Consider the following 25,940-nt stretch of genomic DNA (forward strand, 5'->3'; position numbering starts at 1 on the left):
TCACCTCTTAAAATAATGTTTAACCTTATCAATAACGAACTGCTGAGCATCCTCAGTCATTCCTGGATAGAGCGGCAGAGAAAGACAGCATTCCGAAGCATTTTCCGCCACAGGCAGCTGACCTTTATGATATCCGTATCCTTTCAGCGCCTGCTGAAGATGCAGCGGAACAGGGTAGTAGACTCCGCAGCCAATGCCTTGCTGCTTCAAATCATTCATCAGCGCATCTCTTTCATCACTGAGTACGGTGTACAAATGATACACATGATGTGCACTCGGCTGCTCGATAGGCAGCTGCAGAGGCAGTCCCTTCAACTCTTGGTGATATATCTCCGCAATTTTACGGCGCTCTGCATTCCAAGCGCTCAGTTTTCGCAGCTTGACGCGCAGTATCGCCGCATGAATTTCATCCAGACGGCTGTTCCAGCCCGCCTCATCATGAATATATTTGGCCGAGCTTCCGTGCAGCCGCAGCCTGCGAAGACGTTCTGTCAGCTCCTTCGACTGGGTGATGATCATGCCGCCGTCACCGCATGTTCCTAAATTTTTCGTTGGGAAGAAAGAAAACGCCGCCCCAACCGAATATGTTCCTGGGGCCTTACCATTCCAAGCAGCGCCAATCGCCTGACATGCGTCCTCAATAACAATTAAGCTGTGCTTATTTGCGATCTTGTGGATGGCATCCATCGCAGCCATTTGGCCAAAAATGTGAACCGGCAGGATGGCCTTTGTTTTCGGCGTGATCTTCTCTTCAATATTCGCAGGATCCAAATTAAGGGAGACAGGGTCAATATCGGCAAAGACCGGCACCGCTCCGAGCTGCATAATCGACTCGGCTGTGGCAAAAAAAGTAAACGGTGTTGTGATCACTTCGTCGCCGGCACCAATGCCTGCTGCATGCAGCAGCAGAATGAGGGCATCGGTTCCATTGGCTACACCAACTCCATGGCGTACACGATGAAAATCTGCGATTTCCCGCTCTAACTGCGAGACTTCACTTCCGAGAATAAAGTTTCCTTGATCCAGAACGCGCTTTACTGCATCGGTTATTTCATCCATCTGTTCATCCCAGGATGGCTTCAAATCGACCATCGGAATATGGTTCATGGGTTCACTCCACCTCTTTCATTAATCGCTTGCTGCACTTGCTCCAAAACAAATGGCAAAGTAGCTTGATAAGACAAATGCTCTCTTGCGAGCTGCATGCCGGCAGCAGCAATACGACTGCGATCGTCCTCATGGGTCAAATAATATTGGATCTGCTCCAGTGTCTCCTCCGGCGAATCACTGACCGCACAGCATACGCCAGGCAGCAGCTTCGTTCGTACCGCCGACGTATTTGACGTCAGTAAAAATCCGCCGGTACTCAATATATCCAGTGTGCGATTGCTGAGCTGATCGTCCATCGACTGTACGCTGATATTGATTTTTGCGGAGCTGTAAGCCTGCGGAGTTCGGTGAAATTCCAATTTTCCGCGATGAACTCCTGGATTTGGCGTTTTGCCGTAATATTCAGCCGCATTCTCCCAATCCCTGCCCCAAATCTGGACATGGAACGGTCCATCGAATAACGGTACAACAAGATCATGGATACTTTTGCGCCGGTATATATCCCATATAAACTGCCCGTTGCATACGACCGATACATCGCACATTAAATCCGGCTGTGCCTCTACGGGACGATGAAAATCAGGATTGCATCCCACATCTAAATAAGCCGAACGGTAGCCCTGCTCTTTGTACCTCTCTACGCATTCCCAGCCTCGCGTCAGGACAAAATCGGGTTTTGTCGTCTGTACATATTTTTGAGACCAGTTGTCATAATGCAGGGAGTCCTCTTCCGCGAAATAGACGTGGTATACTCCATGCCTTTTCAATGTCTCGCGCATCATGTTCAAATTGTCCCAGTTCAGATGCTGTCCATCCCAGCCCATATCAAAGAAGAAGTCCGGCCGATGAAGCCGGATGGCCTGTTCTAATCGCTGCTCATCAATGATATTCATATGGTAAACGTCGTGTCCTAAGGCTTCCAGCGCCCAGCCCATACTAAGACGAAATATGTCAAGATTTAGCATGCATAATATTCTCATAGGGCACCTCTTTTACTTGGTTGGAATCGGTGCAGCAGGATTTCCCACCACAACGGTGCCTGCTGGTACATTCTTTGTCACGACCGCACCGCCCCCGACAATGGCCTTTGCCCCAATCTCGATGCCGGGCAGCAGCGTCGCATTGTTTCCGATGGCCGCCCCTTGGCGAATGATCGGTCCGGCATACGTAAACGGCCGAGTTCCCATATACTTGTCATTGGACATCGAGACACGAGGCCCAATGAACACATCATCCTCAATCGTCGAATCTCCTGTCACATAAACACCGGTTTGAACGACAACTCTGCTGCCGATCACCGTATTCAATTCAATTACTGCGGCCCTTCCAATGACGGAGTCAGCACCGATCTGTACCTTTTCACGAATTGAAACATGATCTCCCAAAAAAGTACCGTCTCCGATCTCGATACCCCTGTAAAGCACGACACAAGCGCCAATCGTTACATGGCTTCCAATGGTAAGCGGTGGAAGCGGCGTCGGCTTTCGTTTGATTCTTCGATTGGTCTGCGGCACTTTGCCGATGACGGATTGTGCGCCAATTTGCACATCGCTGCCGATGACGGTTCCAGGCAAAATAACGGCATGATCACCAATCACTACACGATCTCCGATCACGACACCCTCATGAATGACTGCGAAATGTCCAATTTCACACTGATACCCCAAGCTTGCGCTTGGATGAATAACCGCATTCGTCATCATATCGCCGAAACCTCATTTCCATGGTCCGCATGAAACCATTCCCAGGTTAGCTTAATCCCTTGTTTCAAAGGGTACTTGGGAAGCCATCCCGTCAGCGCAGTCAACTTGGAAATATCGACACTGCGGCGGTATATGGTATCGATGGCACGCCCTTTCTCATACGTCACAGGATGCTCGGGTGCGCCAATGACCTCCTTAATCATGTCCGCCAATTCATTGACCTGCGTTTCTATGCCCGTGCCTACATTCATGACCTGACCTAGAGTCTGTTCACTGACGGCAGCCGCCATCACTGCATCCATCGCATCCTCGACATAAGTAAAATCTCGGGTTTGCGTTCCGTCTCCATAAATAGTCAGAGGCTCACCTTGAATATAGCGATCCATAAACTTTGAAACGACACCGCAATAAGGATTGGTGCTGACCTGACCCGGACCGAAAACGTTGGAAAATCGAAGTGCCGTGACCGGCAATTGAAACGCTTTGGCGTAGCTCATGCATAGCAGCTCCCCACACATCTTGCTTGCGGCGTATGGGGTAGATACATCGTAGTAATTTTCTGCAGCTGGAAGCACAGGGGGATTGCCGTAGAGAGAGGAGGTTGATGCGTAAATGATCCGCTCCAGCCTGCCTTTGCTTCGCATTGCCTGCAGCAACACCTGCAGCGTTCCTTGTGCATTGACCTGAAAATCGGTGAACGGCTGTTCTGTGGACAATATGATATTTCGCGCGGCAAAATGAAATACATAGGCCGATTGTTCTATCAAATCTCCTAAAAGATGTCCGTCTGTGACACTTCCTTGAATAAATTCAACTTTGTCGTCCGTCGGAACGGAGGTGAGTTTCCCTGTAAACAAATCGTCATACACATATATTTTTTTGGCAAAAGGCAACAGCCGCTTGGCCACGTTGGAGCCAAGAAAGCCCGCTCCGCCTGTAACCAGCACTGTTTTACCCGAAAACACCGACAACTGCTTATCCTGGGAGACATCAATACGGCTCATTGCTTCTCATCTCCAATGTAGAAAAGTCTTGAATCGGAAATTTGACCGGACGGCCCGAAATCGAAGATTGATACAGAGCCATAATGACTTCCAGTGCGCGAATCCCTTCGGCTCCGCTGACAAATGGCTGCTCAGCTTGAGAGATAGACTTCTTTATATCGCTGTACAGCTGTACATAAGGATCCACTTCTTGATAGGTAATCGGCAGATGTTCCTGCAGCTTCCAACGATCTACATTTTCCATCCATTTTCCGCTAAGCTGGACGGACCCTTGGCTTCCGATCAGCTCGATTTTCTCCTGCGATGCATCGGGATGGCTGCATACCGTAGCCTGGATTTGCATGATGGCACCGCTGGCCAATCGAACGATACCCGATGCGCTATCCTCCGCTTCGATCTTGCGCATGCGGCGTTGAATGACACCGTATGCCTCCACCGGCTCTCCGAGTAGCCACAGCATAAGATCCAAATTATGAATCGCTTGATTTAAGAGCACTCCGCCGTCCATTTCCCACGTGCCCCGCCATTTCGCCTGCTCGTAATAAGCGTCGTTCCGATTGTAGGACAGCTGTACGCTGCCGAACAACAGCTCCCCAAAGCCGCCCCTACTGACGATTCTCTTCAGTTCGATCAAATGCGAAAAAAAACGCTTTTGATGGCATACCGCAAGTTTTCCGCCGAAAGCTTCAGACAGGCGATTCATTTCTCTCGCCTCCTGAAGCGACAGCGCCATTGGCTTTTCGACGATGACATGCTTGCCGTGGATGAGTGCTTCTTTGGCGATTCTTCCATGCAATCCGCTGTTGACGGCGATGGTTATGATGTCGATATCTTCATCATCCAGCAGTTCAGAGTAGTCTGTGTACGTTCGAAGCGTTTCGTTCGCTCCCTGCTGTTCTTGCAGCTTCTCTTTCATTCGCGATAATGACATCTCAGACATATCACATATGGCCGCTATTTCCATCCCCTTGGCTTGCAGCAAGCTGTTCACATGCTTGTGGCCGATAAATCCGCAGCCAATTAATCCGACTTTCAAACATTACACCTCCTACAGCTATTGCCGATGTGTCCATAAGTCCGAGGGTAAGTTCCAACTGATTGCCCTAAGCAAAGGGGAAAACCGACTTAACTTGGACACTCATAGTCTATGCGTCTCGCCTTTGCTTGGAATAGACAGAAGAACAAGCGCAGAAAAATAGGTAGACAAACAAAAAAGCAACCTGCAAGACGGTAAAACCGCCTTTCACAGGTCGCTTTGATGAGGGGCCGCGTTTAAGACGCCTTGCCGTAACCACGGCCTCCCCGGGGAGGCCTTCCGAATATGTCGAAGGCGTGTGTGGGTCAGCTGTTCAATCCACTGCTGCTGAAGTCTGCACATAAGCTGAAGCTCCCGCAGCAGCTGTTCAGAATGGAGTATATCAGATCTTCTGCTGTAAACCTCAGCCGCACAGTGCAGCATACGGTTTAGCGCCTGTTGACCATCTACTAGCGAAGACAGCAGCTCAGACTGAGCCTGGTTTCGCCGTTCCAGCCATGTGCCTTGTTCAGTCATCCGTTCCCATACCCTGGAACAAATCGCTGAAATCCAATTGACTTCGCTCACCAGAGCCAAGCAGTGCTTTAAGACTGCGGTTTAGTCCCGACTGCGTCTTCGTGATCCCATCAATCATTTCTACGATCTGCTCGTGAACCTCTAGACTTCCCTCATACTCCAATTCGTGGTCCGGTCTTGCGCAGAGCCAATTTTTGGATTGCTCCGCCTCAGACGCTTTGGCATGCAGAATTTCTGCAATATGAGAATGGATATTAACATTAGACTCCATAAGCTTCAATAAATGGGGGATGTTTGCACTCATTCCTCATCCTCCTGCTCTGAAAGCTGCTGCATAACGATTTCCAGCTGCTCAGCCATTGTGTCCGTAAGTCCAGCTATGCTGTTTAAATAGGAAACCACACTGCCGTTAAGCTGCTTCACTTTGTCTTTCTCCCCTAAGCGGCTGTGAGTGCTATGGTCCGCGCCTGCCGAATCCGAGCAGATGTACCGGGACAGTCGTACTGCCGCTTCCTTCTTCGCCCTTAATATGCTTGACATCGCTTCGGATGCACTGCCCATATGGCGAATCATGTCCTGCGTATATCGTTCCTTCAAGTCAACTGCAACTCCTTCCGCGTTTCGCCTACCTGCTTTTAAAATCCGCAGCAGAGGCTTCACCCAGTCTTCATTGAACGCCTGGAGCAACGCCCCTCTTCCCGCAAGGAGCAGCTGCCCTTATCCTTAATGTATTCTCCGCTTCTGCGGATGGTTCGATATCGCTTTTAATCCTGCTTCTCTTGGATGAGCCGATCTGCCAAATGCCCGAAATCCAAAGCGGCCTTTCCGTATCTTGCTGCAATCTGCTCACAAATCACAACAGCTGCTACGCCGGCGGATACCAATGCAATATCAAAATCCATGCCGCCGGCTTCGACAATAACCCTTTCGGCATCTTTCATCCCGTTCACATGATCAATCATCCCTGTCACCTGACATTCATGACTGCTCAGCGCCTTGGCTAAAGAAGAAGCCAAATTGCCGATACAAATGACCTTTCGACCTCTCCATATGTCGTGAAGCAGACCATGCTCATAGAGCTGGTAGTTAATTAAGGAATTCGTCAAGGCCATGAGTCGGTATGGAACCGCATAGGCTTGGAATACCTTGAAAGCAAGTGGTTGAAAAGATGGCAGCCGTTTATCCGGTATTCCAACGACATTCGCGCGAAGGACAGACGTCAACAGCTGGTCACGGGAGTGATAATCCGGGATTTGGATGCCTGCATAGGGCAGGAAGTGCCCCAGCCGCTTAATTTCTTCGATTGAAAGCACACGATCTTGGGCAAGTGTAAGAAGCTCTCCATCCCCTAAACGTACGACGCTGAAAGGAGTCTTTTGATCCAGAGCCTGCTTAAACCGCTCGGCAACCTCTCTCGCTTCAAGCAGCTTCAGCCACGCATGCTGGTACTGCTGAACACCTGCGGACGCAATCTGCTCCAAGGAAATGCCCGGCAAAATCATATTCTGGGGAAGCACCTTCTCAATCCACTGTTCACCGCCCTCATAGGCCCCCATTTCCCAGCCTTTCTCATATCCTGCTTTATAGCTTTCTGTCGACGCCATCCCTGTGATGAATCCCTTCTCGTGCCCGTAATCAAATCCTTGATTGTAGCCTCTGTCAAAACCTAGATCGAATACTCCTTGCTGCCCTTCATAGACGCCTTTGGTATAACCGTCGTCGTACCCTTGGTTATACCCCCTGTTAAAGTTTAGACGCAGCCGGCGCTGCCATCTTCGAACAAGAGGATTCTTCAATTTTGCTCTTTTCTTCATCGGTCAGGTCAGCCCTCCTCCTGTAATCATGTGCCGTTTGCGAATCGAATCCGCAAAGTTGAATCTGGGGCTGCCCGACTTCATTGTTGTATGCAGAGCTTCCATGTGGTCTCCAATAATTAAATCCGCCACTAAATTACTCTGACCCTGATTCGTTTCACGCTGTCTATTTTTCTGAAACACATTCACGCTTCCACCATGGCCAACGATCAGTCCGTTCATGATCGCGACAGACTGTGCCTTTGGAGGAACCATTAGCATGTGACAGCCAATGACGTCCAGCGCTTTTCTCGACATCGCATGCGGAACGGCCGTCATCGAATTGACGGATAAATCGGCTCTTCCCAGGCTTCGGTTTAAAAACTCCTTCACGATGCTGACACCGTCTCTTTGATGAAACATTCCGATATAAGGGGTTAAATCGTTCAAAGCAATATCCGTTCCCTGCTCGATGGCATAAATAAAAGGAAGCAATTCCTCCGCGTCCACCGTAATATCGCCGTCCAAAAACAGCAAAATATCGGCAGAGGAGGCCATGGCCCCTACAGCCCTCCCCACATCGTGGCCCAATGCTTGCTCGTAGTACACAATGCGAGCGTTCGGATGCTGTGAAGCCACGCTGTGACTGTTATCCGTCGATCCGTTTACAACGATAATAAGCTCATCCGGTGAAAATCGGTCAAGCTCCCTAAGCAAAGGGGGTAATGTAGTCTCTTCATTCATCACGGTCACAATCGCAGCGACCGACTTCGTTGTCGGACGAAGCAGCCTCCCGCTGCTTAAGCCATAAGCCGTCTCAAAGCCGCGCATATACGATTCGCTGACCTTTTTCCACACATCCCAAGTCCATATGCCCTGCTGATTTCGATCAAGCCAGCTCAACCAGCATTCCTGAATACTGGAGAGGGGAGGCTCAGCAAAGTAGGGTCGGCTCAGGATTCCGTCGATTTTCCCGTCACGAAACGCGTTCTGACGGAGTTGATGAAGCAGCTGCAAATGGCTCCTTGGGCGTGACCTTACGTTTTTTTTCTTACGATGGAGTGAATTAGCTTTCATCCGCAGTTTCGAGAATCGCTTGGCTCGGCAGCTGTTCCGACGCTCCTTCATCGCTCTGAAGCACCCCCCTCATTCTGCTTAAATCTGTCTTTAAGCCCCTTGAATCCGTATTTTCGAGATACCAATGAATCGCTTCGAGATGGTCGCCGACGATAAGCCTCTCCAGCGGATCGGGTCTCAAATGTTTTCTTTTTCTCGGGTTTTCCCTGCCTACAGACACGTAATGGACCGCAGCAACATTCAGCTTATATGCAATCGCCGCTGCTTGCGCCAAGGGAGGAACAGCGAGCTTTTCAGCACCGATACGGACCATCGCTTTTCGGTGCAGCGCGTGTGGAATCGTCGTCATCGACGATCCCCCTAGATCGGGTCTTGAACAAAGCACGTTCAATGAATGCTTCGCAAGCACGACACTGTGCACCGCTTGTTTGCGAACCGGTCCTCGATATTCGTTCAGCGCCACATCGAACCCTTGCTTTATCGCATCGACGAACGGCTTCAGCTCCGAGCTGGGAATGACAATATCCCCATCCACGAACAGCAAAATGTCTCCCTTTGCATGAGCGGCACCGATGCTCCGCCCAATGTCGTGCCCCAGCGCTTCTTCGTAATAGATCACCCTCGCACCTGAGCGCTCGGCAATGTGCCGCGTACGATCCTTGCTTCCGTTGACGACGACGATTACTTCCGTTTCGGGGTCAACCTTCCAGCTCTCTCGGATGACCCGTCCAATCGTCCGGCTTTCATTCATGACCGGAATGATAACCGATACGAGCGGGTATTTCGAGCAAACGATAGGCAGGCGGCGTTGCTTTGTGCTTTTCCTTATGCGCCTTTTTACTCCAGCCAAATTTTCCGTCACCTCCGCTGCATAAGGGTGGGCTTCATCACATTGTATGTAAGGTGGCTTTTGCGGAAACGGCGCTTGCCTGAGCCTTTTGGAAAATAACTCAGCTACTTACACCTGAAAACGAGACATATCCAGCTGCCTTTTCCTTGGATATGCCTCGTTCTCTAAGTGCTGCTTACCCCTGTACGCGATCCTCCGGTGCATGATTCATGGATGCAGCCTTGGCCTGAGAATCTTCTTCAATGTCTACCTGAGCGATAGCGGCTTTCTCTGATTGTTCCAGCTCGATCTCTTTCAATTCATCATACGAGGGATTCAATCGAATCATTTTTCTTCTCTTTCTTCTGCGCTTCATCCTATCACCTCATCGTTTCGTTCATGATACTATATGCCAAGCCGTATTCGGTGGTCGATTGTCCACCCGTAAACGGTTATAAGCCTATTTCGCGATAAATGCCGGCCATGCGCATAGCGGTATGATCCCAAGTAAACTGCTGCAATACCTTTTCACGGCCAGCCGTTCCCATTCGCAAGCGAAGGGAATCATCCGATAACAGCAGATCGATCCGTTCCGCTAGACCGCTCACTCGCTCTGCCCCTGTCACAAGAAATCCGGTTTCTCCATCCTTCACGATTTCGCCAATGCCTCCTGCATCGGTAGCGACGACGGGAACGCCGGATGACATCGCCTCTATATTGACTAAACCGAATGCTTCGTCTCTCTCGGACGGTACGACGACGACATCGGCCATCGTATACCAGTACCTGATTTGATCATGAGCGATAAAAGGAATAAAACGGACGTGCTGCGGGAATTGATTGCCTAATTGATGAAGTGATGCGACATAAGGTGTAATGTGATGTTTGCCGTAATAAGGACTTCCGACAATAACGAAAACCGTCTCTGGATGCTTTCGGATCACTTCCGGCACAGCATACAGCAAATGATGGATTCCTTTCTGTTCAATCAATCTGCCTGCATACAGAACGATGTTCTTTCCTTCGTAACCGAGTCCACGCTTCATATCCGAGGCAATCTGATTTCCGGCTTCGGTCCATTTCGGCTCATAAACATTAGGATCCACGCCCGGGTAGTTTACTCGTACAAGCTGAGCGATATGGGGAAAACGTTCAGATACATATCTCTGTAAAAAATGGCTGTTCACGACGATGCGATCGCATCTCTCCAGCTGGCCGCTCATTTTCCGTTTTGAGGACATGGAAATAAACTGCACGGAATGCAGCTGCAGGATCAGCGGCTTCTTTGGAAAGGCCTTGCGAATGAAAGAAATGCGCATAGGCCGGTTCTCCAATTGGATCGCGTCGGAAAAGCTGCGCCGCAGGCTCTGAACGGTTCGTCGCCAGTATAAAGTACGGGTTGAAGCCCATGGGCGCACATAAGTGATACCCCCGATCCGTTCCAATGCGGCCTGCTGCGGCTCTTTCTTGCAGTAAATCCGAAATATATAGCGGGACGCTAACCGGACGGATGTCTGCTGCACAATGTTTTCCACAGAAGAACAGTGTTCTGATGGCAAGGTGAAGGTGCCGGGCGTCACAATTGCGATTTTTCTCATGCCAACTCCTTCTTTCCCATAATGTTAATTCATATTACTCACCACCGGCCGAAAGCGGGTGAATATCAACTAAAAATAGACACTTTACGCCTGTAATGTGTCCATGCCTTTATCCAATCGTGACATACACTATATGGACAATGGCTGCAAAGGAGTTGTTGTATGTTGCCTTATGCGGGGATACTCATTAGCGAGCAAGTTCATCGCGGCATTAAGAACGGACGAATGGGAATCGAAAAGCTCACATTTTATATCGAAGGGGGAGAAGCCCACGGGATTACGCCCACCTTTTTCCGTTTAAAGGATATCCGTTTGCACGACCTTCGTGTGAAGGCCTGGCTCTGGAACGGGGAATGGTTCGTAAGGCGCATGATCCCTCTTCCCGCATGCATCCATAATCGGACGTTTTTCTCCACAAAAAAAGCCCGGATCAAATACAAACAATTGCTGCAGCATACGTACACCTTTAATCGCAACAACCGATACGGAAAACTGCATATTCATCAGCTGCTGATGCTCCATGAAGGGATTCGTCCGCATCTTCCGCATACCGAAATCGCTTCGCTTCAAAACATTCACCGTTTCATGAAGCTGTATAACCATTTCTTCCTGAAGCCGAACAGCAGCAGCATCGGGAGAGGCATATGGTTTTTTCGAAAAAAGGGGGATTTCTGGGAATGTATCCAAGCCGGCAGCAAATTTAGAAGAAGTCAGACGCTGCGCTTTCGAAAAAAAGTCCCTTGGCAAATTGTCCATGCCTTTCGAACAAAGAAGCACCTGCTTCAGAAGCAGCTGCCTTTAGCCCATTACGAAGGCAGGCCTTTTGATTTCCGAATATCGGTCCAACGTGACGGCAGCGGAGAATGGCAGGTGACAGGTATGGTAGGCAAAGTAGCCGCTCCAAGCAAAATGGTTACCAATCTTGCCCAAGGCGGGAGCGCCCTTACACTAGAGCAGCTGCTTGCGGCTTATCCGAACTTAAATCCCGATCAAGTAAGAGAACATCTTCAGTTGTTCTCTCTGGAGGTTGCGCAGCATTTAAGCAAGCATCTCCCTCATTTAGCGGATATCGGATTGGACGTCGGCATCACGTCGTTCGGTTTTCCTGTATTTATTGAATGCAACGGAAGAGATCAGCGGTACAGCTTTAAAAATGGGGGACTGGACGACATATGGAAAGCAACCTTTTATAACCCCATGGCTTATGCAAGCTATTGGCTGAAAACCGCGGCAGTCTCCTCGGAGAAGCCGCAACAGGAAGCCCCTATCGATATGAATCCATTTAGTCCGTGATAAAGCTCACATTCGTATGTTACAATATATGCAACAGACTGATTTTGTTCAGGAGGCCATGATTATGCAACCTAACGGAAACGCTGCCTTAACATTGGCATCACAAACGAACCAGCTGCAGCAGTATTTGTCGCAAGACAGCCTAGAAAAGCTGCGCAGCATCATGACTCCTCTTCAGTATAAAACGGGGACCAGGCTGTTCTGGGAAGGAGAGCCGGCTCAAAAGCTGTTTTATATATTAAAAGGCCAAGTAAAAGTCACCAAAACGACAGATGAAGGTCGGGAAATGATTCTTTATATTCTTCAAGATGGCGACTTCTTTGGGGAAATGGGCGGATTCAACGACGCGGAGTTCAGTTTCTCCGGGGAAGCGATGAAAAATACGGAAGCCGGGATTATCGATATTCTCGACTTGGAGCAGCTCATTTCGATGAACGGGGAATTTGCGGTACAGTTTATTAAATGGATGGGTGTATTGCAGCGTACAACGGAGTCCAAATTCCGAGATTTGCTGCTGTTCGGCAAGAACGGTGCGCTCGCATCTACGATCATTCGGCTGTGCAATTCATACGGGAAAATGACTGAAAATGGAATCGAGCTGCAAATTAAATTGAACAATACCGACTTTTCTAATATGATCGGCACGACGAGGGAAAGCGTCAATCGGCTTCTGAAGGAGTACAAGGACGCCGGCGCGATCAGTATGCTGCACAGTCAAATCACGGTGCATGACCTGCAGTATTTCCGGGATCTGGTCCATTGTCCGAATTGCCCGGAGGAAATTTGCAGAATATAAAAGTTACCTATCATACGAAAGAAATCCTTCTAAAATAAAGGGCTGTCCACTTTATGCTCCCCTTACGGTAGACAGGTGAAATAATAAAACCTGTTTTCGTGAGGGGAGCATATCATCAACGGACAGCCCTTTTTCGTGGTTAAATCGTAACAGAGATCGGCTTGTTCATGCCTTGCTCAATCCACATACGAGCCCGCTCGACGTCTTCCCTTGCAGGAGGCTCGACATCCCCGAGTGTATAAGGCCTGCCCAATTGTCCCCATTTATAGACACCCATTTGATGATAAGGAAGCAGCTCGACCTTTTCAACGCCGTTCAAGCTGCCGATCCATTGGCCCAATCGGATCAAGTCGTCTTGCTCATCCGTCCAACCCGGTACGAGCACGTGCCGAATCCACATCCGGTGACCGTGATCGGACAAATAGCGGCTTGTTTTCAGTGTCCTTTCATTGGATTGAAACGTAAGCTCGATATGCTTTTGATCATCCATATGTTTGATATCAAGCAGTGTAAGGTCTGTATATTTCATCAGTTTTTCGATATGGCCCGTGTCGCAAAAGCCGTTCGAATCCAAGGTCGTGTGCACCCCAAAACGCTCCTTGCACGCTTGAAACAGCTCCGCAACAAAGGAAGCCTGGAGTGTAGGCTCGCCGCCAGTCACCGTAATGCCTCCTCCGGACAGCTTGTAGTAATTTAAATATGGCTCCATTTCGGCCAAAACCTCTTCAACGGTCATCGTTTTTCCACATGCTGTATCCCACGTGTCCGGATTGTGACAATAGCGGCACCTCAGGGCACATCCCTGCATAAACAGGACGAAGCGAATGCCGGGACCATCTACGGTGCCGAAGGTTTCAATGGAATGTATGCGTCCTTTCATAGTCTTCATCCCTTCCTTTGTTTTTCACGGCAAAACGGTTTCTTAAATTCTCCTATTCCGTTTCTTTCCTCCGATCTATTTGCACATTTGCTACCATTACATACGGCTGTGGAAGGTCCGGTTAATGACATCCATCTGCTGTTCTCGGGTCAGCTTCACGAAATGAACGGCGTAACCGGACACTCGAATCGTAAGCTGAGGATATTTTTCCGGATGATCCATCGCATCGATCAGCTGCTCCCGATGGAACACGTTCACGTTCAGATGGTGTCCCTGCTGCGCCGCATAACCGTCCAGCATCGCCACCAAATTACAGGTCCGCTGCGGCTGTTCTTTACCAAGCGCTTTCGGCACAATGGAGAACGTATTGGAGATGCCGTCCAGGCTGTGCTCATAAGGCAGCTTGCTGACGGAGGTCAGCGAAGCGAGCGCTCCTTTCTTATCTCTGCCATGCATCGGATTGGCCCCTGGTGCGAACGGCTCGCCGGCTCTTCTGCCATCCGGGGTATTTCCCGTCTTCTTCCCGTATACGACATTAGAGGTGATCGTTAAGATCGACATCGTCGGCAGCGCATTGCGGTACGTTTGATGCTTGCGAAGCTTGTTCATAAACGTTTCTACCAGCTGCACGGCAATGGAATCCACCCGGTCGTCGTTATTGCCGTACTGCGGGTATTCTCCTTCCACCTCAAAATCTACGATAATGCCTTGTTCGTTCCGAATCGGCTTTACCTTCGCATATTTCACTGCACTCAAGGAATCAACCGCTACCGACAATCCAGCTATTCCACAAGCCATTGTACGTAAAATATCCTTATCGTGAAGAGCCATTTCCAGACGTTCATAGCAGTACTTGTCATGCATGTAATGAATGATGTTTAAAGTGTTCATATACAGCTTAGCCAGCCATTCCATCATTTCATCATATTTTTGCATCACTTCTTCGTACTGGAGCACATCTCCCGAAACAGGTGCATAGGCGGGTCCCACCTGAATGCCCAGCTTTTCATCCACGCCGCCATTTAACGCGTAAAGCAGTGCCTTTGCTAAATTCGCGCGTGCCCCGAAGAACTGCATTTGCTTGCCGATCCGCATCGCGGAAACACAGCATGCGATACCGTAATCATCACCGTAGTATGGCCGCATCAAATCATCATTCTCGTATTGGATCGCACTGGTGTCGATCGACACCTTGGAACAGAACTGCTTGAAGCCTTTGGGCAAATTCACCGACCAAAGCACGGTTAAATTCGGTTCAGGAGCCGGTCCGAGATTGTACAGCGTTTGAAGAAAGCGGAACGAGTTTTTCGTTACTCTCGTTTCTCCGTTCAAAGCCATGCCGCCGATCGACTCCGTGACCCAAGTCGGATCACCGCTAAACAATTCGTTGTAATCAGGCGTACGCAAATATTTCACAATACGCAGCTTCATCACGAAGTGATCGACGAGCTCCTGTACTTCCTGCTCGGTGAGCGTACCTTCCGTCAAATCCCGCTCCATGTATATATCGAGAAAGCTGGAGACGCGTCCCAAACTCATCGCCGCCCCGTTTTGCTCTTTAATAGCACCTAAATAGCCAAAGTAGAGCCATTGAATCGCTTCCTTCGCATTTGTGGCAGGCTTGGAAATATCATAGCCGTAATCCTTGGCCATCTGCTTCAATTCGTTCAACGCACGGATTTGCTCGGAAATTTCCTCCCTCGCGCGAATCACTTCATCGGTCATTACTTCTGTTTCTAATTGAATTAAATCGTCTTTCTTGCCTGCAATGAGCCGGTTAATGCCATAAAGGGCGACACGGCGGTAATCACCAATAATTCTTCCCCGGCCGTAAGCATCCGGCAGGCCTGTAATGATCCCGGCTTTGCGAGCAGCTCTCATTTCCGGCGTATACGCATCAAAAACACCTTGGTTATGTGTCTTGCGAATGTCGGTAAACAAACGAATGATCTCATCTGGAAGCTCAAAGCCATACGCTTCACATGCATCCGCCATCATCCGGATGCCGCCAAAAGGCTGAATCGATCGCTTAAATGGCTCATCGGTCTGCAAGCCGACAATTTGTTCTAAATCCTGTTGAATATAGCCCGGCCCGTGCGAAGTAATCGTAGAAGGCGTATTTACATCCACGTCCAGCACGCCGCCGCGCGCTCTCTCCAGCCGTGTCAGCTCGGATATGCGCTCCCACAATTTCTTCGTTGCCTCCGTCGGCCCTGCCAAAAAAGAGTCATCCCCGGTGTAAGGCGTAATATTCCGATCGATAAAGTCCTTCACATCGATGTCATTCATCCATTTTCCAAACCTGAAACCTCTCCATGCATCCTGCCCTTCCTTGCTGTTTCTTAAATCACGTTCCATCACAGACATGATTCACGCACCTCCATGGATTTAATGGTTGCCGGGGAGCCACTGCTTCCCCGGCAGCTCATTCGTTTCGTTTAAAACCTTCCGTAAAACGCGTTTCGATAAATCTCAGCCAAATCTGCAACGAGTGGAAGCTTCGGATTGGCCGTTGTGCATTGATCTTCGAAGGCGCGATCAGCAAGTGCACCCACCTTCGCCTCGAAATCCTTCGCATCTATGCCTAACTGCTGAAAGCTCTCTTCGATGCCGAGCGCCCTGTTCAGCTTGCGAATCGCTTCAATTAAGCTGTGCACTCCTTCTTCCGTCGTTTTCGCCGGCAGACCAACAGCTCGAGCGATTTCCGCATACCTCACATCCGCCTTAAAATGATCGTATTTCGGGAACGAAGCGAATTTTTTCGGTTTTTGTGCATTGAACTTAATAACATGCGGCATCAGGATGGCATTCGTTCTTCCATGTGCCGTATGATATTCGGCGCCCCACTTATGCGCCAAACTGTGGTTGATGCCCAAAAATGCGTTGGCGAAAGCCATCCCTGCCAATGTGGATGCGTTATGCATTTTTTCACGGGAAAGCGGGTCTGCCGTATGAAAAGACTTCTCAATATTCTCAAATACGAGCTGGATCGCTTTGATCGCCAGTCCATCCGTGTAGTCGTTCGCCATCGTAGATACATAGGCCTCAATCCCGTGAGTCAATACGTCCATGCCCGTGTCGGCAACGGCCGTTTTCGGGAGACTGAGCACAAATTCCGGATCAATGATCGCAACGTCTGGGGTCAGCTCATAATCCGCAAGCGGATATTTCGTATTGCCGTGTTCCCGATCTGTGATGACGGCGAACGAAGTGACCTCCGATCCTGTCCCCGATGTCGTTGGAATGGCAACAAATTTCGCTTTTTGTCCCAGTTTCGGATACTTATAGATCCGTTTGCGAATATCCATAAATTTCTGTTTGATCGCTTGGAAGTCGGTTTCCGGATATTCGTAGAACAACCACATCCCTTTAGCCGCATCCATAGGCGAGCCTCCGCCGAGTGCGATAATGCAATCCGGCTCGAACTGCCGCATCACAGCCGTTCCTTTGTTAACCGTCGACACAGAAGGGTCCGGTTCTACCTCGCTGAATACCTCAATTGCTACAGGTGCGGTCCGCTTTCGCAGGTAATATTCAAGACGCTCTACGTATCCCAGCTTGACCATCATCGGATCGGTAACGATCAGCACTCTCGATATATTCGGCATCTTGGCTAAATACTGCGTTGCGCCTCTTTCAAAATAGATTTTCTCCGGTACTTTGAACCACTGCATATTCACCGTTCGATAGGCCACCCTTTTCACGTTAATCAAATTCACAGCCGAAACGTTGGACGTCGTTGAATTGCGGCCGTAAGATCCGCAGCCGAGTGTCAGTGACGGCAGGTTCGTATTGTAGATATCTCCAATGGCTCCATGCGTGGAAGGTGAATTGATCATGATTCTGCCGGTTTGAAGACGTTCAGCGAATCGGTCGATCACCTTCTGATCGTTTGAATGAATAACCGAGGAATGTCCCATGCCGCCGAACGCGATCACTTCGGCAGCGCGCTCAATTCCCTGCTCTGCATTCTTCACTTTGTAGCAAGCCAGCACGGGACTCAGTTTCTCTGCAGATAACGGATATTTCTCTCCTACCCCCTGCAGCTCGGCAACTAATATTTTCGTATTTTTCGGCACTTGAACGCCTGCCAGCTCAGCTATCAATTCAGCGGATTTCCCTACGATCTTGCCGTTAACGGCACAGGAGTCCTTCTGAATCACCAGACCGGACACTTTTTCTATTTCTTCCGTATTTAGAAAATAGCAGCCCATCTCCTGCATCATTTTTTTCGTTTGCTGATAGATCGGCTCCTCCAAGATGACAGCCTGCTCGGAGGCGCAAATCATCCCGTTATCGAATGTCTTAGACAAAATCAAATCAGTTACCGCCTGCTTCAAGTTCGCCGTCTTCTCGATGAAGCACGGCACGTTGCCAGGACCTACACCTAATGCCGGTTTGCCTGTGCTGTAAGCAGATTTCACTATGCCCGATCCACCTGTTGCGAGCACGAGCGCTACATCGGGATGATTCATCAGCATCTGCGTCGCTTCCAGTGAAGGAAGCTCAATCCATTGAATGCAGTGCTCCGGTGCACCCGCTTTGACAGCCGCTTCATAGACAGTCTTCGCTGCTTCGGCGCTGCACTTTTGCGCGGATGGATGAAACGCGAAAATGATCGGATTTCTTGTTTTCATCGAGATAAGAGATTTGAACATCGTCGTCGACGTCGGATTCGTTACCGGTGTTACGCCGGCGATGATCCCCACTGGCTCCGCAACCAACTGGTAACTCTCATAACGATTGTCTTCAATGACTCCGACGGTTTTGTCCTTTTTAATATCGTGGTAGATATATTCCGTTGCAAAAATGTTCTTCGTTATTTTATCCTCGTATACGCCCCGTCCTGTCTCCTCCACAGCCATCTTGGCCAACTCCATATGTCGATCGAGTCCAGCCAAAGCCATCTGCTGAACCACATGGTCGATTTGCAGCTGATCCATTTCCAACAATTTGTTCAATGCGATTTTTGCGTTGTTCACATACGCATCGATTTGTTTCCTGGACTCCTGCTGCACCCGCATTTCTTTCGCCTGCATATTCATCTTTCGTCCGCCTCCTATCAATGAATGGTTTGATCTCTTTCTGATTCCATCATATAAATCCAGCTCGAGGCTCACTATGACTTTTATCCTGCAGAATAGCAGGTTTGATGAATATTTTGTGAATTAATTCACAATATTTTGCCGATAAGAACACTGAAACTGGGTTCAGCTCAGCGTTCTTATGATTTTGGCAAGAAACAAATTACCAGGTGACATAGCCTTTCGATCCCGGCGTCGTGTTGTTCAGCATATCGATAACCGGTACCGTATAAGCAACAACGATGAGAAGAACGAGCAGGCCGACCCAAAGACCCCATCTTTCGAACAAGCGCGGAACCGGCTGAGCGGCGTCTGCCACCTCTCCAACAGGATATTCCGTATAACCTTTCGGCAGCTTGAACATCAGCAGGATGTTAACGACCATCAAAATCACTGCTGCGAACAAGATGGTTCCACCTACAGCCATAGCCACATGGTACGGCATCCAGCCAACAGCATCGGGATGGTCACTATAGGTTGTATAGGCCGTTCTTCTCGGAGAACCGAGCAAGCCGACCGTGTGCATCGATCCGGACATGAAGAACATTCCGATACACCAAAGAATGGTTTGAATGATGCCCAGCTTGTTCATTCCAGGCGTCAGCTCGCGGCCCATCATCGAAGGAATCAGCCAATACGTCATGCCGAAGAAGGTTAAAGCTACGCTGGTCGCTACCGTCAAATGAAAATGTCCCGTCACCCACAGCGTGTTATGAATGACCGCATTCATTTGGTTGGAAGCATTGATCAACCCGCCCGCACCTGCAGGAATGAAAATCAGCATCCCCATAAAAGGAGCAAAGAACCGCACGTCTTTCCAAGGCAGCTTCTTCACCCATCCGAATAAGCCCTTCGAGCCTCTCGCACGGCCGTTCATCTCAAAGCTTGCAAACAGAGAGAACGCCGTCATCAGAGACGGGATGACTACCATGAAGGTTAAGACAACCTGCAGGTATTTCCAAAACGGTGAAATCCCAGGCTCCATCAACTGGTGGTGGAAACCCACCGGAATCGAGAACAATAAGAACAAGACGAAGGAAAACCTAGCTAAAGCGTCGCTGAACACCTTGCCGCCGATTATTTTCGGAATACATACGTACCAGCACATATAGGCCGGCAGCAGCCAGAAATATACGAGCGGGTGCCCAAAATACCAGAATAACGTGCGGCTCAGCAATACGTTGACTTCATCGACCCAGCCGAGCGACCACGGAATTAATTGAAAGAGCACCTCAATCGCAACACCCAAGGTGGCGATGATCCACAACAGCATGACGGCGACAGACATGAATGACAATAAAGGCGACAATTTTCCTTTATGATGCTTTTTCCAATACCGATATTGATAAAAAATTCCCGCTCCGCTCACCCAGCTTCCTACAACAATCAGTACTAACGCAATGTAGAAGTCAACCGATGCCTGCATCGGAGCATAGAACGTGTACAGCACCGTGGCTTTATCCAGCAAAATCATCATCGTAGCGACAATGGTTCCGATGGACATGAGACCGAATCCGATCCAGCCTAAATTTCTTGCTACTGGCTGCAGCTCGCCGCCAAGCGTCTTGGCAACGGCTGAATATAAAAATCCTATGATGAAAAAGGTAGTGAACACAAGTGCCATGAACACTCCGTGTGCGGTAAGCAGCTGATAGTAACCAATTCCGGCAGGAAGCGTAATCGTCCCACCGCGTACGAGCCCCTGCAGCAGACCGGCTACGCCTCCAAGAAACAAGGCTGCGAAAGCAAAGCATATATGTGTTAGTACGAGCGCAGTATCCTCTTTATGAAACTTGTTTTGCTGTAAAATTACATCGGATGGCCTCATAATCTTCACTTCTTTCTGTTGTTCATATTTCGTACTCATAACCCCCATACGGTTTCAGTCCCTATTCCACAACGATCGTCGTATGCATGAATTCATGGCCGCCGCCGCAGTATTCATTGCACAGAATCAAATATTCTCCAGGCTCATTAAACATATGTTTGATATGGCTGACCTCTCCCGGAACGATCATCATATTCACGTTCGTCCCTGGAATTTGGAAGCCATGAACGACATCCGGTGTGGTAACTACGAACTCAACGGTTGACCCGGCAGGAACCGTCAGTGGATGATCTCCGGAATCATAGCCGAACGCATAGGCGGTCATGACCGCCTCATACTCCCCGTCACCCACCATGCGCAAGCCTGGATTGTCGAAGGGAGCCGTTTCTCTGACTTTCTCCGGGTCAATCGTATGGCTATGACTTGGCGGCTCTAGACCAAAAGCAAACGTAGAAATTCCTAAAATCACTAAAAATGCAACCAACATCGTAATCCCAAAGGTAAGCCAAATTTTCTCCAACTTATGAATATGCATCGTTTATCCCCCCATATTTACCCATTGCGCGCTATAAACAACATAAAAACAAGTACCCAGCTTAGGATCAAAAATCCTCCCAGCAGCATGACGGAAACGAAGGTTCCTTTGAGAGACGGTTCCTCTGTTTCGATCTGCTTCTTAGGCTCCATCGCTGCTTGAGACTGTCTGTCTCGCTCCGTTTTCAACTCTGTCATCGCTTACCCCTCCTCGTGAACCGCCGTTTTTTTACGACTGCTTCATTTGTACTCATTGTATTTTTCGAGACCTTACCGTACTGTGATGTTGCTCACATCGACAACGTGTTTTGTTTAACAAATCGTGAACATCGAATGCCTCCGTCTCAGATCGTCCCTGTGGCCGTCAGGGGTGTTCAATGTAGACAGTGATAGAAAAAATCAGTATAATAGGCTTTGTTTTCAAGTTTACGGGGGAGCTGGAATCGGCCGGCTGAGAGTGCGTCCCGTCAAGACGCAGACCCTATAACCTGATCTGGGTAATGCCAGCGTAGGGAGCTATTGGATCTCATCGATCCTTTTTGTGCAGCCGCACTTCCTACGGAAGTGCTTTTTTTGTGCGTTCTTTCACAGATAAGGGCTCTTACCTCGCTGAAATTGCCAAGACGAACATGAAACTTATAAAGGAGAGGGAGACTTTGAAGAAAAACAAATTATGGATGAAGGTATGGACGTTCGCCCTGCTGTCTGCTTTGGTCGTTGCAGGCTGCGGCAACAATGCAGGAGAGAACAATGGCACCTCAGGAAATCAAGCAGGCAGCGAAAATCAAGGGGATGCAGCAGCAAAGCAAAAAGTAACTGTCGTCCTCGATTGGACTCCAAACACGAATCATACGGGTCTGTATGTCGCAGAAGAACAAGGCTATTATGATGAAGCCGGATTGGATGTAGAAATTATTCAGCCTGGGGATGCTGGAGCGGCCAGTATGGTTGCGGCCGGACGTGCGGATTTTGGCATCAGCTATCAGGAAGAAATAACGATGGCTCGGACATCGAAGGATCCGCTGCCGATCGTTTCGATCGCCGCAGTGATCCAGCACAACACTTCTGGATTTGCTGCTCCAGCGGAGAAAGGAATTGTATCTCCGAAAGATTTTGAAGGGAAAACTTACGGAGGATGGGGCAGCCCCGTTGAAGAACAGGTTATGGATTCCATCATGCAGATGGAGCAAGCGGATGTCAGCAAGGTGAAAATCGTCGATATCGGCAACAGCGACTTCTTTACGGCAACGAAGAGAGACATTGATTTTGCGTGGATATTTTATGCCTGGACCGGCATTGAAGCGCAGCTCCGCGGAGAAGATATCCATATGATCTATGTGAAGGATTATTCCGAGAAACTAGATTACTATACGCCGACGATCATTACGAATGAAGCTTTAATAGACGAAAACCCTGAATTGATTAAAGCGTTTATGGAAGCCACCTCGAAAGGATACCAGTTCGCCATCGAGCAGCCGGAGCAGGCGGCGGACATCTTGATCGCTGCCGTGCCCGATCTCGATCCGGAGCTGGTGAAGGCCAGCCAAGAGTGGCTCGTCGATCAATATCAAGCCGATGCGCCGCGCTGGGGTGAGCAGAAGCAGGAAGTATGGCAGGGCTATGCCGACTGGATGATGGAGCACGGGCTGCTCGAGCAGGAGCTGGATGTAGACGCAGCCTACACGAATGAATTTTTACCGGAAGCCTGATTCGAAAGGGGAATTGTAAAAGTGGCCAACGCACTAGTCAGTATTCAAATCATTCCGAAAACACCTAACGGCGAGCAGGTCATTCCTTACGTAGACCGAGCGATTGAGATCATTCAGCAGTCCGGTGTCAAGCACGAGGTTCATCCATTGGAAACGACAATGGAAGGTGAACTGCATGAACTGCTGTCCATTATTGAACAAATGAACAAAGCGATGATTGAGATGGGATGTCCGAATGTCATTTCGCAGGTAAAAATCTACTACAATCCGGAAGGCGCCTCGATGGATCGATTGACGGAGAAATATAAATGAGCGGACATGCTAGAATCCCGCAATGGATAAAGAAAGGATGGCCGGCGGCAGCGACGGTCATCCTTCTGCTTATTCTCTGGGAATGGGGAGCTCTGCTAGGCAGGATCGAGCCTTATATTCTGCCAAGACCCAGTTCCATCTGGGAAGAATTCATATCCCAGCCTGGAAGGATCCTGCAGCACACTTGGGTTACCGTGCGCATTACGATCGCTGGGTTCGCCGTAGGAGCATTGCTCGGCATTATGGCATCCATTCCGCTTCATCTCGTCTCATGGATTCATAGCGCGCTCTATCCGCTCGTCATTATATCGCAGAATATCCCGATTATCATTATGGCGCCGCTTCTCTTTATTTGGTTCGGCTACACCTTAGTTCCTCATTTTATCATCATTAGCCTTGTTTGCTTCTTTCCCATCACGATGGCCTGCTTAAGCGGTTACCAGCAAACCGATGGGACGATGATAAACTATATGAAGATGTCAGGCGCTTCAAGGCTGCAGATTTTCACCAAGCTGGAATGGCCTTATTCCCTTCCTTTCTTATTCTCTGGCTTGAAAATCTCTGCCGCATACAGCGTAATGGGTGTCGTGATTGCCGAATGGTCAGCGGGTTCACAGGAAGGCATTGCTTCCTATATGAAAATCGCTCAATCCTCATTCCGCGTGGATCGAGTTTTTATTGGCTGTTTTATGATCATTATTTTCAGCTTAGTGATGGTTGGACTCGTATCATGGGCTGAGAAAAAGCTGCTGCGCTGGAAGCCGGATACAAGGAAATGAGGTGCAATCTACGCAATGAATTACAACCATGAAGCAAGCGGTGATCTGTGGATCGAAAATCTGGTCCAAACGTTTGAGCAAGATGGGAAGCCGCTTCATATCTTAAACGGCATCAACCTCCGTGTGAAGCACGGTGAATTTGTATCGCTTCTTGGTCCGTCAGGCTGTGGCAAAAGCACATTGCTCCAAAACATCGGAGGATTGCTGACACCCAAGTCTGGGCGAGTCATTCTGCAAGGAAAGGACATTACCGGACAAAAGGGCCATATCAGCTATATGCCGCAGCAGCCTGCTCTTCTTCCATGGAGAGATGTTCTCAGCAACGTCGTGCTGGGAAGTGAAATTGCTGGCGTGAAACGTTCGCAAATGAAAGCCAAGGCAGTGGAATGGCTGGAGAAAGCCGGATTAGCCTCGTTCGCTCACGCGTATCCGCACATGCTGTCCGGCGGAATGCAGCAAAGAGTCTCCTTCGTCAGAGCGATGCTCAGCCCCCAGTCTTTCATGTGTCTGGATGAGCCTTTCGGAGCCTTGGATGCGATTACCCGGCTTGAAATGCAGCAGTGGCTGCTGCAAATATGGGAGGAGCACCGTAAAACCGTGCTGCTCATTACGCACAGCATCGAGGAAGCGCTGCTTCTGTCGGATCGAATCTATGTCTTCTCGCCAAGACCGGCAAAGGTCATCCAACAACATTTGGTCCCGTTTGCCAGACCGCGCCGTGAAGAGCTCATATACAGCCATACCTTTAATGAGCTGAAATCTGATATATACCGCACACTGAAAGGAAGTATGGCGAGTGCACACGATCATTGACGCTCATATTCACTTGGATAAGTATACACAAGAGGAACGGCAATCCATACTGCTGGAAGCCAAGCAGCAGCAAGTAGCAGGCATGGTTGCCGTTTCGATGGATCTGGATTCCTGCAAAACCAATCAAATGCTTGCATTGCAGCACGGGAACGTCATCCTGCCTGCTTACGGTTTTCATCCGGAACAAGCACTCCCTGCAGACAACGTAATTGCCGATCTATTCGCATGGATTCGCCAGAACGCTGCGGATGCTGTCGCGATCGGCGAGGTGGGGTTGCCCTACTATTCGGCACTGGAAGCGAAGAGGCGAGGCAGCAGATTGGAACAGGCGCCCTATATCGAATTGTTAAAGCATTTCATCGAGCTGGCAAAGGAGCTGGACCTTCCTATCGTTCTTCACGCGGTATATGAAGATGCTGCCACCGCTTGCGGGCTTCTGGAGGAAGCGGGTTATGACAAGGCACACTTTCATTGGTATAAGGGGGATCCAGTCACGACGGAGCGAATGGCGAGAAATGGATACTATATCTCGTTTACTCCTGATATCGTGTATGAAGAAGAAATTCAAACCGTCGTAAAGCAGTATCCGCTGGATCAACTGATGGCTGAAACAGACGGTCCATGGCTATTTGAGGGTCCTTTTCTCGGCTCAGTGACACGTCCGGAGATGCTGCACCGCTCCATTCCTGTGTTCAGTAAGCTGACAGGATTAGAAGAACAGGTAGCGTACCGCTTATTATTCCGAAACACGAACTTGTTTTATCGCCTAAACAAACTGTAAAGTAATGACAAAAAAACGATATTATGTTACTATAATCCCATATTGTGTTAGTCTCATTTGACACGGTTTGTCAAAAACTGAACGAATGGACCCGTTACTTTTCAACTTTCAAAATACAGCTTATATGCGGCCATTTTGAATACATAGGCGCTGGCTGAACTCGCAGGAGCTTCGGCAGCCCTTTGAACGAAGGAGCTACAGCAGATGAAGGAAATACCAGCAAATCCCGTGGAACTGCTGAACTGGATAAGTCGCTGCGCATACTGCTCGGGGATAACTCCCCACCACAGCAATACGCCGATTCAATGCATAAAATTATCCGGCTCCCAATTTCCTATACACGTGAACCAGAAAACATGTCTTTCTTGTCCGGAATTTGAAAGCCCTTACACAAGTGAATGTGATCGGCAGCATTTCCGTCAAGAAACAGGCTGAATTCAATACTTTAATGAATCTAAATTTCCC

26 protein-coding genes and 1 riboswitch are annotated in these 25,940 nt (G+C 49.2%); of the genes, 7 read left to right on the top strand and 19 right to left on the bottom strand.

Annotated elements, in window-relative coordinates; translation table 11 throughout:
- The 13 genes from ACFPXP_RS20170 to ACFPXP_RS20230 all read right to left on the bottom strand — a co-directional run bounded on the left by ACFPXP_RS20170 (position 1) and on the right by ACFPXP_RS20230 (position 10,666).
- The gene (locus ACFPXP_RS20170) at positions 1–1,107 is read right to left on the bottom strand and encodes a DegT/DnrJ/EryC1/StrS family aminotransferase (protein ID WP_379896209.1); all 1,107 of its coding nucleotides are present in this window, start codon (positions 1,105–1,107) and stop codon (positions 1–3) included.
- A complete protein-coding gene (locus ACFPXP_RS20175) occupies positions 1,104–2,090 on the bottom strand; it encodes a CgeB family protein (protein ID WP_379896210.1) in 987 nt (328 codons plus the stop codon). The genes ACFPXP_RS20170 and ACFPXP_RS20175 overlap by 4 nt, the downstream gene beginning before the upstream one ends.
- A 12-nt stretch (positions 2,091–2,102) precedes the next feature.
- Positions 2,103–2,813 carry an N-acetyltransferase gene (locus tag ACFPXP_RS20180; RefSeq protein WP_379896212.1) on the bottom strand — a complete coding sequence of 237 codons (711 nt, stop codon included), beginning with the start codon at positions 2,811–2,813 and terminating at the stop codon, positions 2,103–2,105.
- Positions 2,810–3,817 (bottom strand): NAD-dependent epimerase/dehydratase family protein, encoded by a 1,008-nt coding sequence (locus tag ACFPXP_RS20185; RefSeq protein WP_379896213.1) that lies wholly within the window; start codon positions 3,815–3,817, stop codon positions 2,810–2,812. The genes ACFPXP_RS20180 and ACFPXP_RS20185 overlap by 4 nt, the downstream gene beginning before the upstream one ends.
- The gene (locus ACFPXP_RS20190; protein WP_379896214.1) at positions 3,804–4,853 is read right to left on the bottom strand and encodes a Gfo/Idh/MocA family protein; all 1,050 of its coding nucleotides are present in this window, start codon (positions 4,851–4,853) and stop codon (positions 3,804–3,806) included. Before ACFPXP_RS20190 ends, ACFPXP_RS20185 begins: the two co-directional genes overlap by 14 nt.
- A 207-nt stretch (positions 4,854–5,060) precedes the next feature.
- Positions 5,061–5,369, bottom strand: a complete 309-nt coding sequence (locus tag ACFPXP_RS20195) for a hypothetical protein (protein WP_379896215.1) — start codon at positions 5,367–5,369, stop codon at positions 5,061–5,063.
- Entirely contained in the window at positions 5,362–5,673 is a 312-nt protein-coding gene (locus tag ACFPXP_RS20200; RefSeq protein WP_379896216.1) for a hypothetical protein, read from the bottom strand. Before ACFPXP_RS20200 ends, ACFPXP_RS20195 begins: the two co-directional genes overlap by 8 nt.
- Positions 5,670–6,056: a hypothetical protein gene (locus ACFPXP_RS20205; protein WP_379896218.1), complete on the bottom strand. Its 387-nt coding sequence runs from the start codon at positions 6,054–6,056 to the stop codon at positions 5,670–5,672. Before ACFPXP_RS20205 ends, ACFPXP_RS20200 begins: the two co-directional genes overlap by 4 nt.
- 77 nt (positions 6,057–6,133) lie before the next feature.
- Complete coding sequence (locus tag ACFPXP_RS20210) at positions 6,134–7,183, bottom strand: GT-D fold domain-containing protein (RefSeq protein ID WP_379896219.1); 1,050 nt, start codon at positions 7,181–7,183, stop codon at positions 6,134–6,136.
- A 3-nt stretch (positions 7,184–7,186) separates the two neighbouring features.
- The gene (locus ACFPXP_RS20215; protein ID WP_379896220.1) at positions 7,187–8,290 is read right to left on the bottom strand and encodes a glycosyltransferase family 2 protein; all 1,104 of its coding nucleotides are present in this window, start codon (positions 8,288–8,290) and stop codon (positions 7,187–7,189) included.
- Complete coding sequence (locus tag ACFPXP_RS20220; RefSeq protein WP_379896221.1) at positions 8,229–9,089, bottom strand: glycosyltransferase family 2 protein; 861 nt, start codon at positions 9,087–9,089, stop codon at positions 8,229–8,231. Before ACFPXP_RS20220 ends, ACFPXP_RS20215 begins: the two co-directional genes overlap by 62 nt.
- Before the next feature lie 175 nt (positions 9,090–9,264).
- Positions 9,265–9,444 (bottom strand): hypothetical protein, encoded by a 180-nt coding sequence (locus ACFPXP_RS20225; protein ID WP_379896222.1) that lies wholly within the window; start codon positions 9,442–9,444, stop codon positions 9,265–9,267.
- A 76-nt stretch (positions 9,445–9,520) separates the two neighbouring features.
- Positions 9,521–10,666, bottom strand: a complete 1,146-nt coding sequence (locus ACFPXP_RS20230; protein ID WP_379896223.1) for a glycosyltransferase family 4 protein — start codon at positions 10,664–10,666, stop codon at positions 9,521–9,523.
- A 162-nt stretch (positions 10,667–10,828) separates the two neighbouring features.
- Here ACFPXP_RS20230 and ACFPXP_RS20235 point away from each other — a divergent pair, with 162 nt between their 5' ends.
- Both ACFPXP_RS20235 and ACFPXP_RS20240 read left to right on the top strand, forming a co-directional pair.
- Entirely contained in the window at positions 10,829–11,959 is a 1,131-nt protein-coding gene (locus ACFPXP_RS20235) for a YheC/YheD family endospore coat-associated protein (protein ID WP_379896224.1), read from the top strand.
- Between the two features lie 64 nt (positions 11,960–12,023).
- Positions 12,024–12,755 carry a Crp/Fnr family transcriptional regulator gene (locus tag ACFPXP_RS20240; protein WP_379896225.1) on the top strand — a complete coding sequence of 244 codons (732 nt, stop codon included), beginning with the start codon at positions 12,024–12,026 and terminating at the stop codon, positions 12,753–12,755.
- Between the two features lie 139 nt (positions 12,756–12,894).
- Here the strand turns inward: ACFPXP_RS20240 and pflA are convergent, their stop codons facing one another.
- From pflA to ACFPXP_RS20270, 6 genes are all read right to left on the bottom strand, one after another.
- Positions 12,895–13,635 (bottom strand): pyruvate formate-lyase-activating protein, encoded by a 741-nt coding sequence (gene pflA, locus ACFPXP_RS20245; RefSeq protein WP_379896226.1) that lies wholly within the window; start codon positions 13,633–13,635, stop codon positions 12,895–12,897.
- Between the two features lie 96 nt (positions 13,636–13,731).
- Positions 13,732–16,002 (bottom strand): formate C-acetyltransferase, encoded by a 2,271-nt coding sequence (gene pflB, locus ACFPXP_RS20250; RefSeq protein WP_379896228.1) that lies wholly within the window; start codon positions 16,000–16,002, stop codon positions 13,732–13,734.
- A 71-nt stretch (positions 16,003–16,073) separates the two neighbouring features.
- Positions 16,074–18,674 (bottom strand): bifunctional acetaldehyde-CoA/alcohol dehydrogenase, encoded by a 2,601-nt coding sequence (adhE, locus tag ACFPXP_RS20255; RefSeq protein ID WP_379896297.1) that lies wholly within the window; start codon positions 18,672–18,674, stop codon positions 16,074–16,076.
- Between the two features lie 208 nt (positions 18,675–18,882).
- Positions 18,883–20,547 carry a b(o/a)3-type cytochrome-c oxidase subunit 1 gene (locus ACFPXP_RS20260; RefSeq protein WP_379896298.1) on the bottom strand — a complete coding sequence of 555 codons (1,665 nt, stop codon included), beginning with the start codon at positions 20,545–20,547 and terminating at the stop codon, positions 18,883–18,885.
- A gap of 61 nt (positions 20,548–20,608) precedes the next feature.
- Positions 20,609–21,082 carry a cytochrome c oxidase subunit II gene (locus tag ACFPXP_RS20265; protein ID WP_379896229.1) on the bottom strand — a complete coding sequence of 158 codons (474 nt, stop codon included), beginning with the start codon at positions 21,080–21,082 and terminating at the stop codon, positions 20,609–20,611.
- Between the two features lie 17 nt (positions 21,083–21,099).
- A complete protein-coding gene (locus tag ACFPXP_RS20270; protein WP_379896231.1) occupies positions 21,100–21,279 on the bottom strand; it encodes a cytochrome c oxidase subunit 2A in 180 nt (59 codons plus the stop codon).
- Between the two features lie 222 nt (positions 21,280–21,501).
- Positions 21,502–21,613: riboswitch (TPP riboswitch) on the top strand.
- 145 nt (positions 21,614–21,758) lie between these two features.
- Here ACFPXP_RS20270 and ACFPXP_RS20275 point away from each other — a divergent pair.
- From ACFPXP_RS20275 to ACFPXP_RS20295, 5 genes are read left to right on the top strand one after another with little or no spacing between them, the layout of a single operon-like run.
- Positions 21,759–22,790, top strand: coding sequence for an ABC transporter substrate-binding protein (locus tag ACFPXP_RS20275; RefSeq protein WP_379896300.1), 1,032 nt, complete (start codon positions 21,759–21,761; stop codon positions 22,788–22,790).
- Positions 22,791–22,811: 21 nt separating this feature from the next.
- The gene (locus tag ACFPXP_RS20280) at positions 22,812–23,102 is read left to right on the top strand and encodes an MTH1187 family thiamine-binding protein (RefSeq protein WP_379896232.1); all 291 of its coding nucleotides are present in this window, start codon (positions 22,812–22,814) and stop codon (positions 23,100–23,102) included.
- Entirely contained in the window at positions 23,099–23,881 is a 783-nt protein-coding gene (locus ACFPXP_RS20285; protein ID WP_379896233.1) for an ABC transporter permease, read from the top strand. The genes ACFPXP_RS20280 and ACFPXP_RS20285 overlap by 4 nt, the downstream gene beginning before the upstream one ends.
- A gap of 15 nt (positions 23,882–23,896) precedes the next feature.
- Entirely contained in the window at positions 23,897–24,694 is a 798-nt protein-coding gene (locus ACFPXP_RS20290) for an ABC transporter ATP-binding protein (RefSeq protein ID WP_379896235.1), read from the top strand.
- Complete coding sequence (locus ACFPXP_RS20295) at positions 24,678–25,475, top strand: TatD family hydrolase (RefSeq protein WP_379896236.1); 798 nt, start codon at positions 24,678–24,680, stop codon at positions 25,473–25,475. Before ACFPXP_RS20290 ends, ACFPXP_RS20295 begins: the two co-directional genes overlap by 17 nt.
- The last annotated feature ends 465 nt before the right edge of the window (positions 25,476–25,940 follow it).

Origin of the sequence: Marinicrinis lubricantis (assembly GCF_042658665.1) — a bacterium.
Lineage (GTDB): Bacteria > Bacillota > Bacilli > Paenibacillales > KCTC-33676 > Marinicrinis > Marinicrinis lubricantis.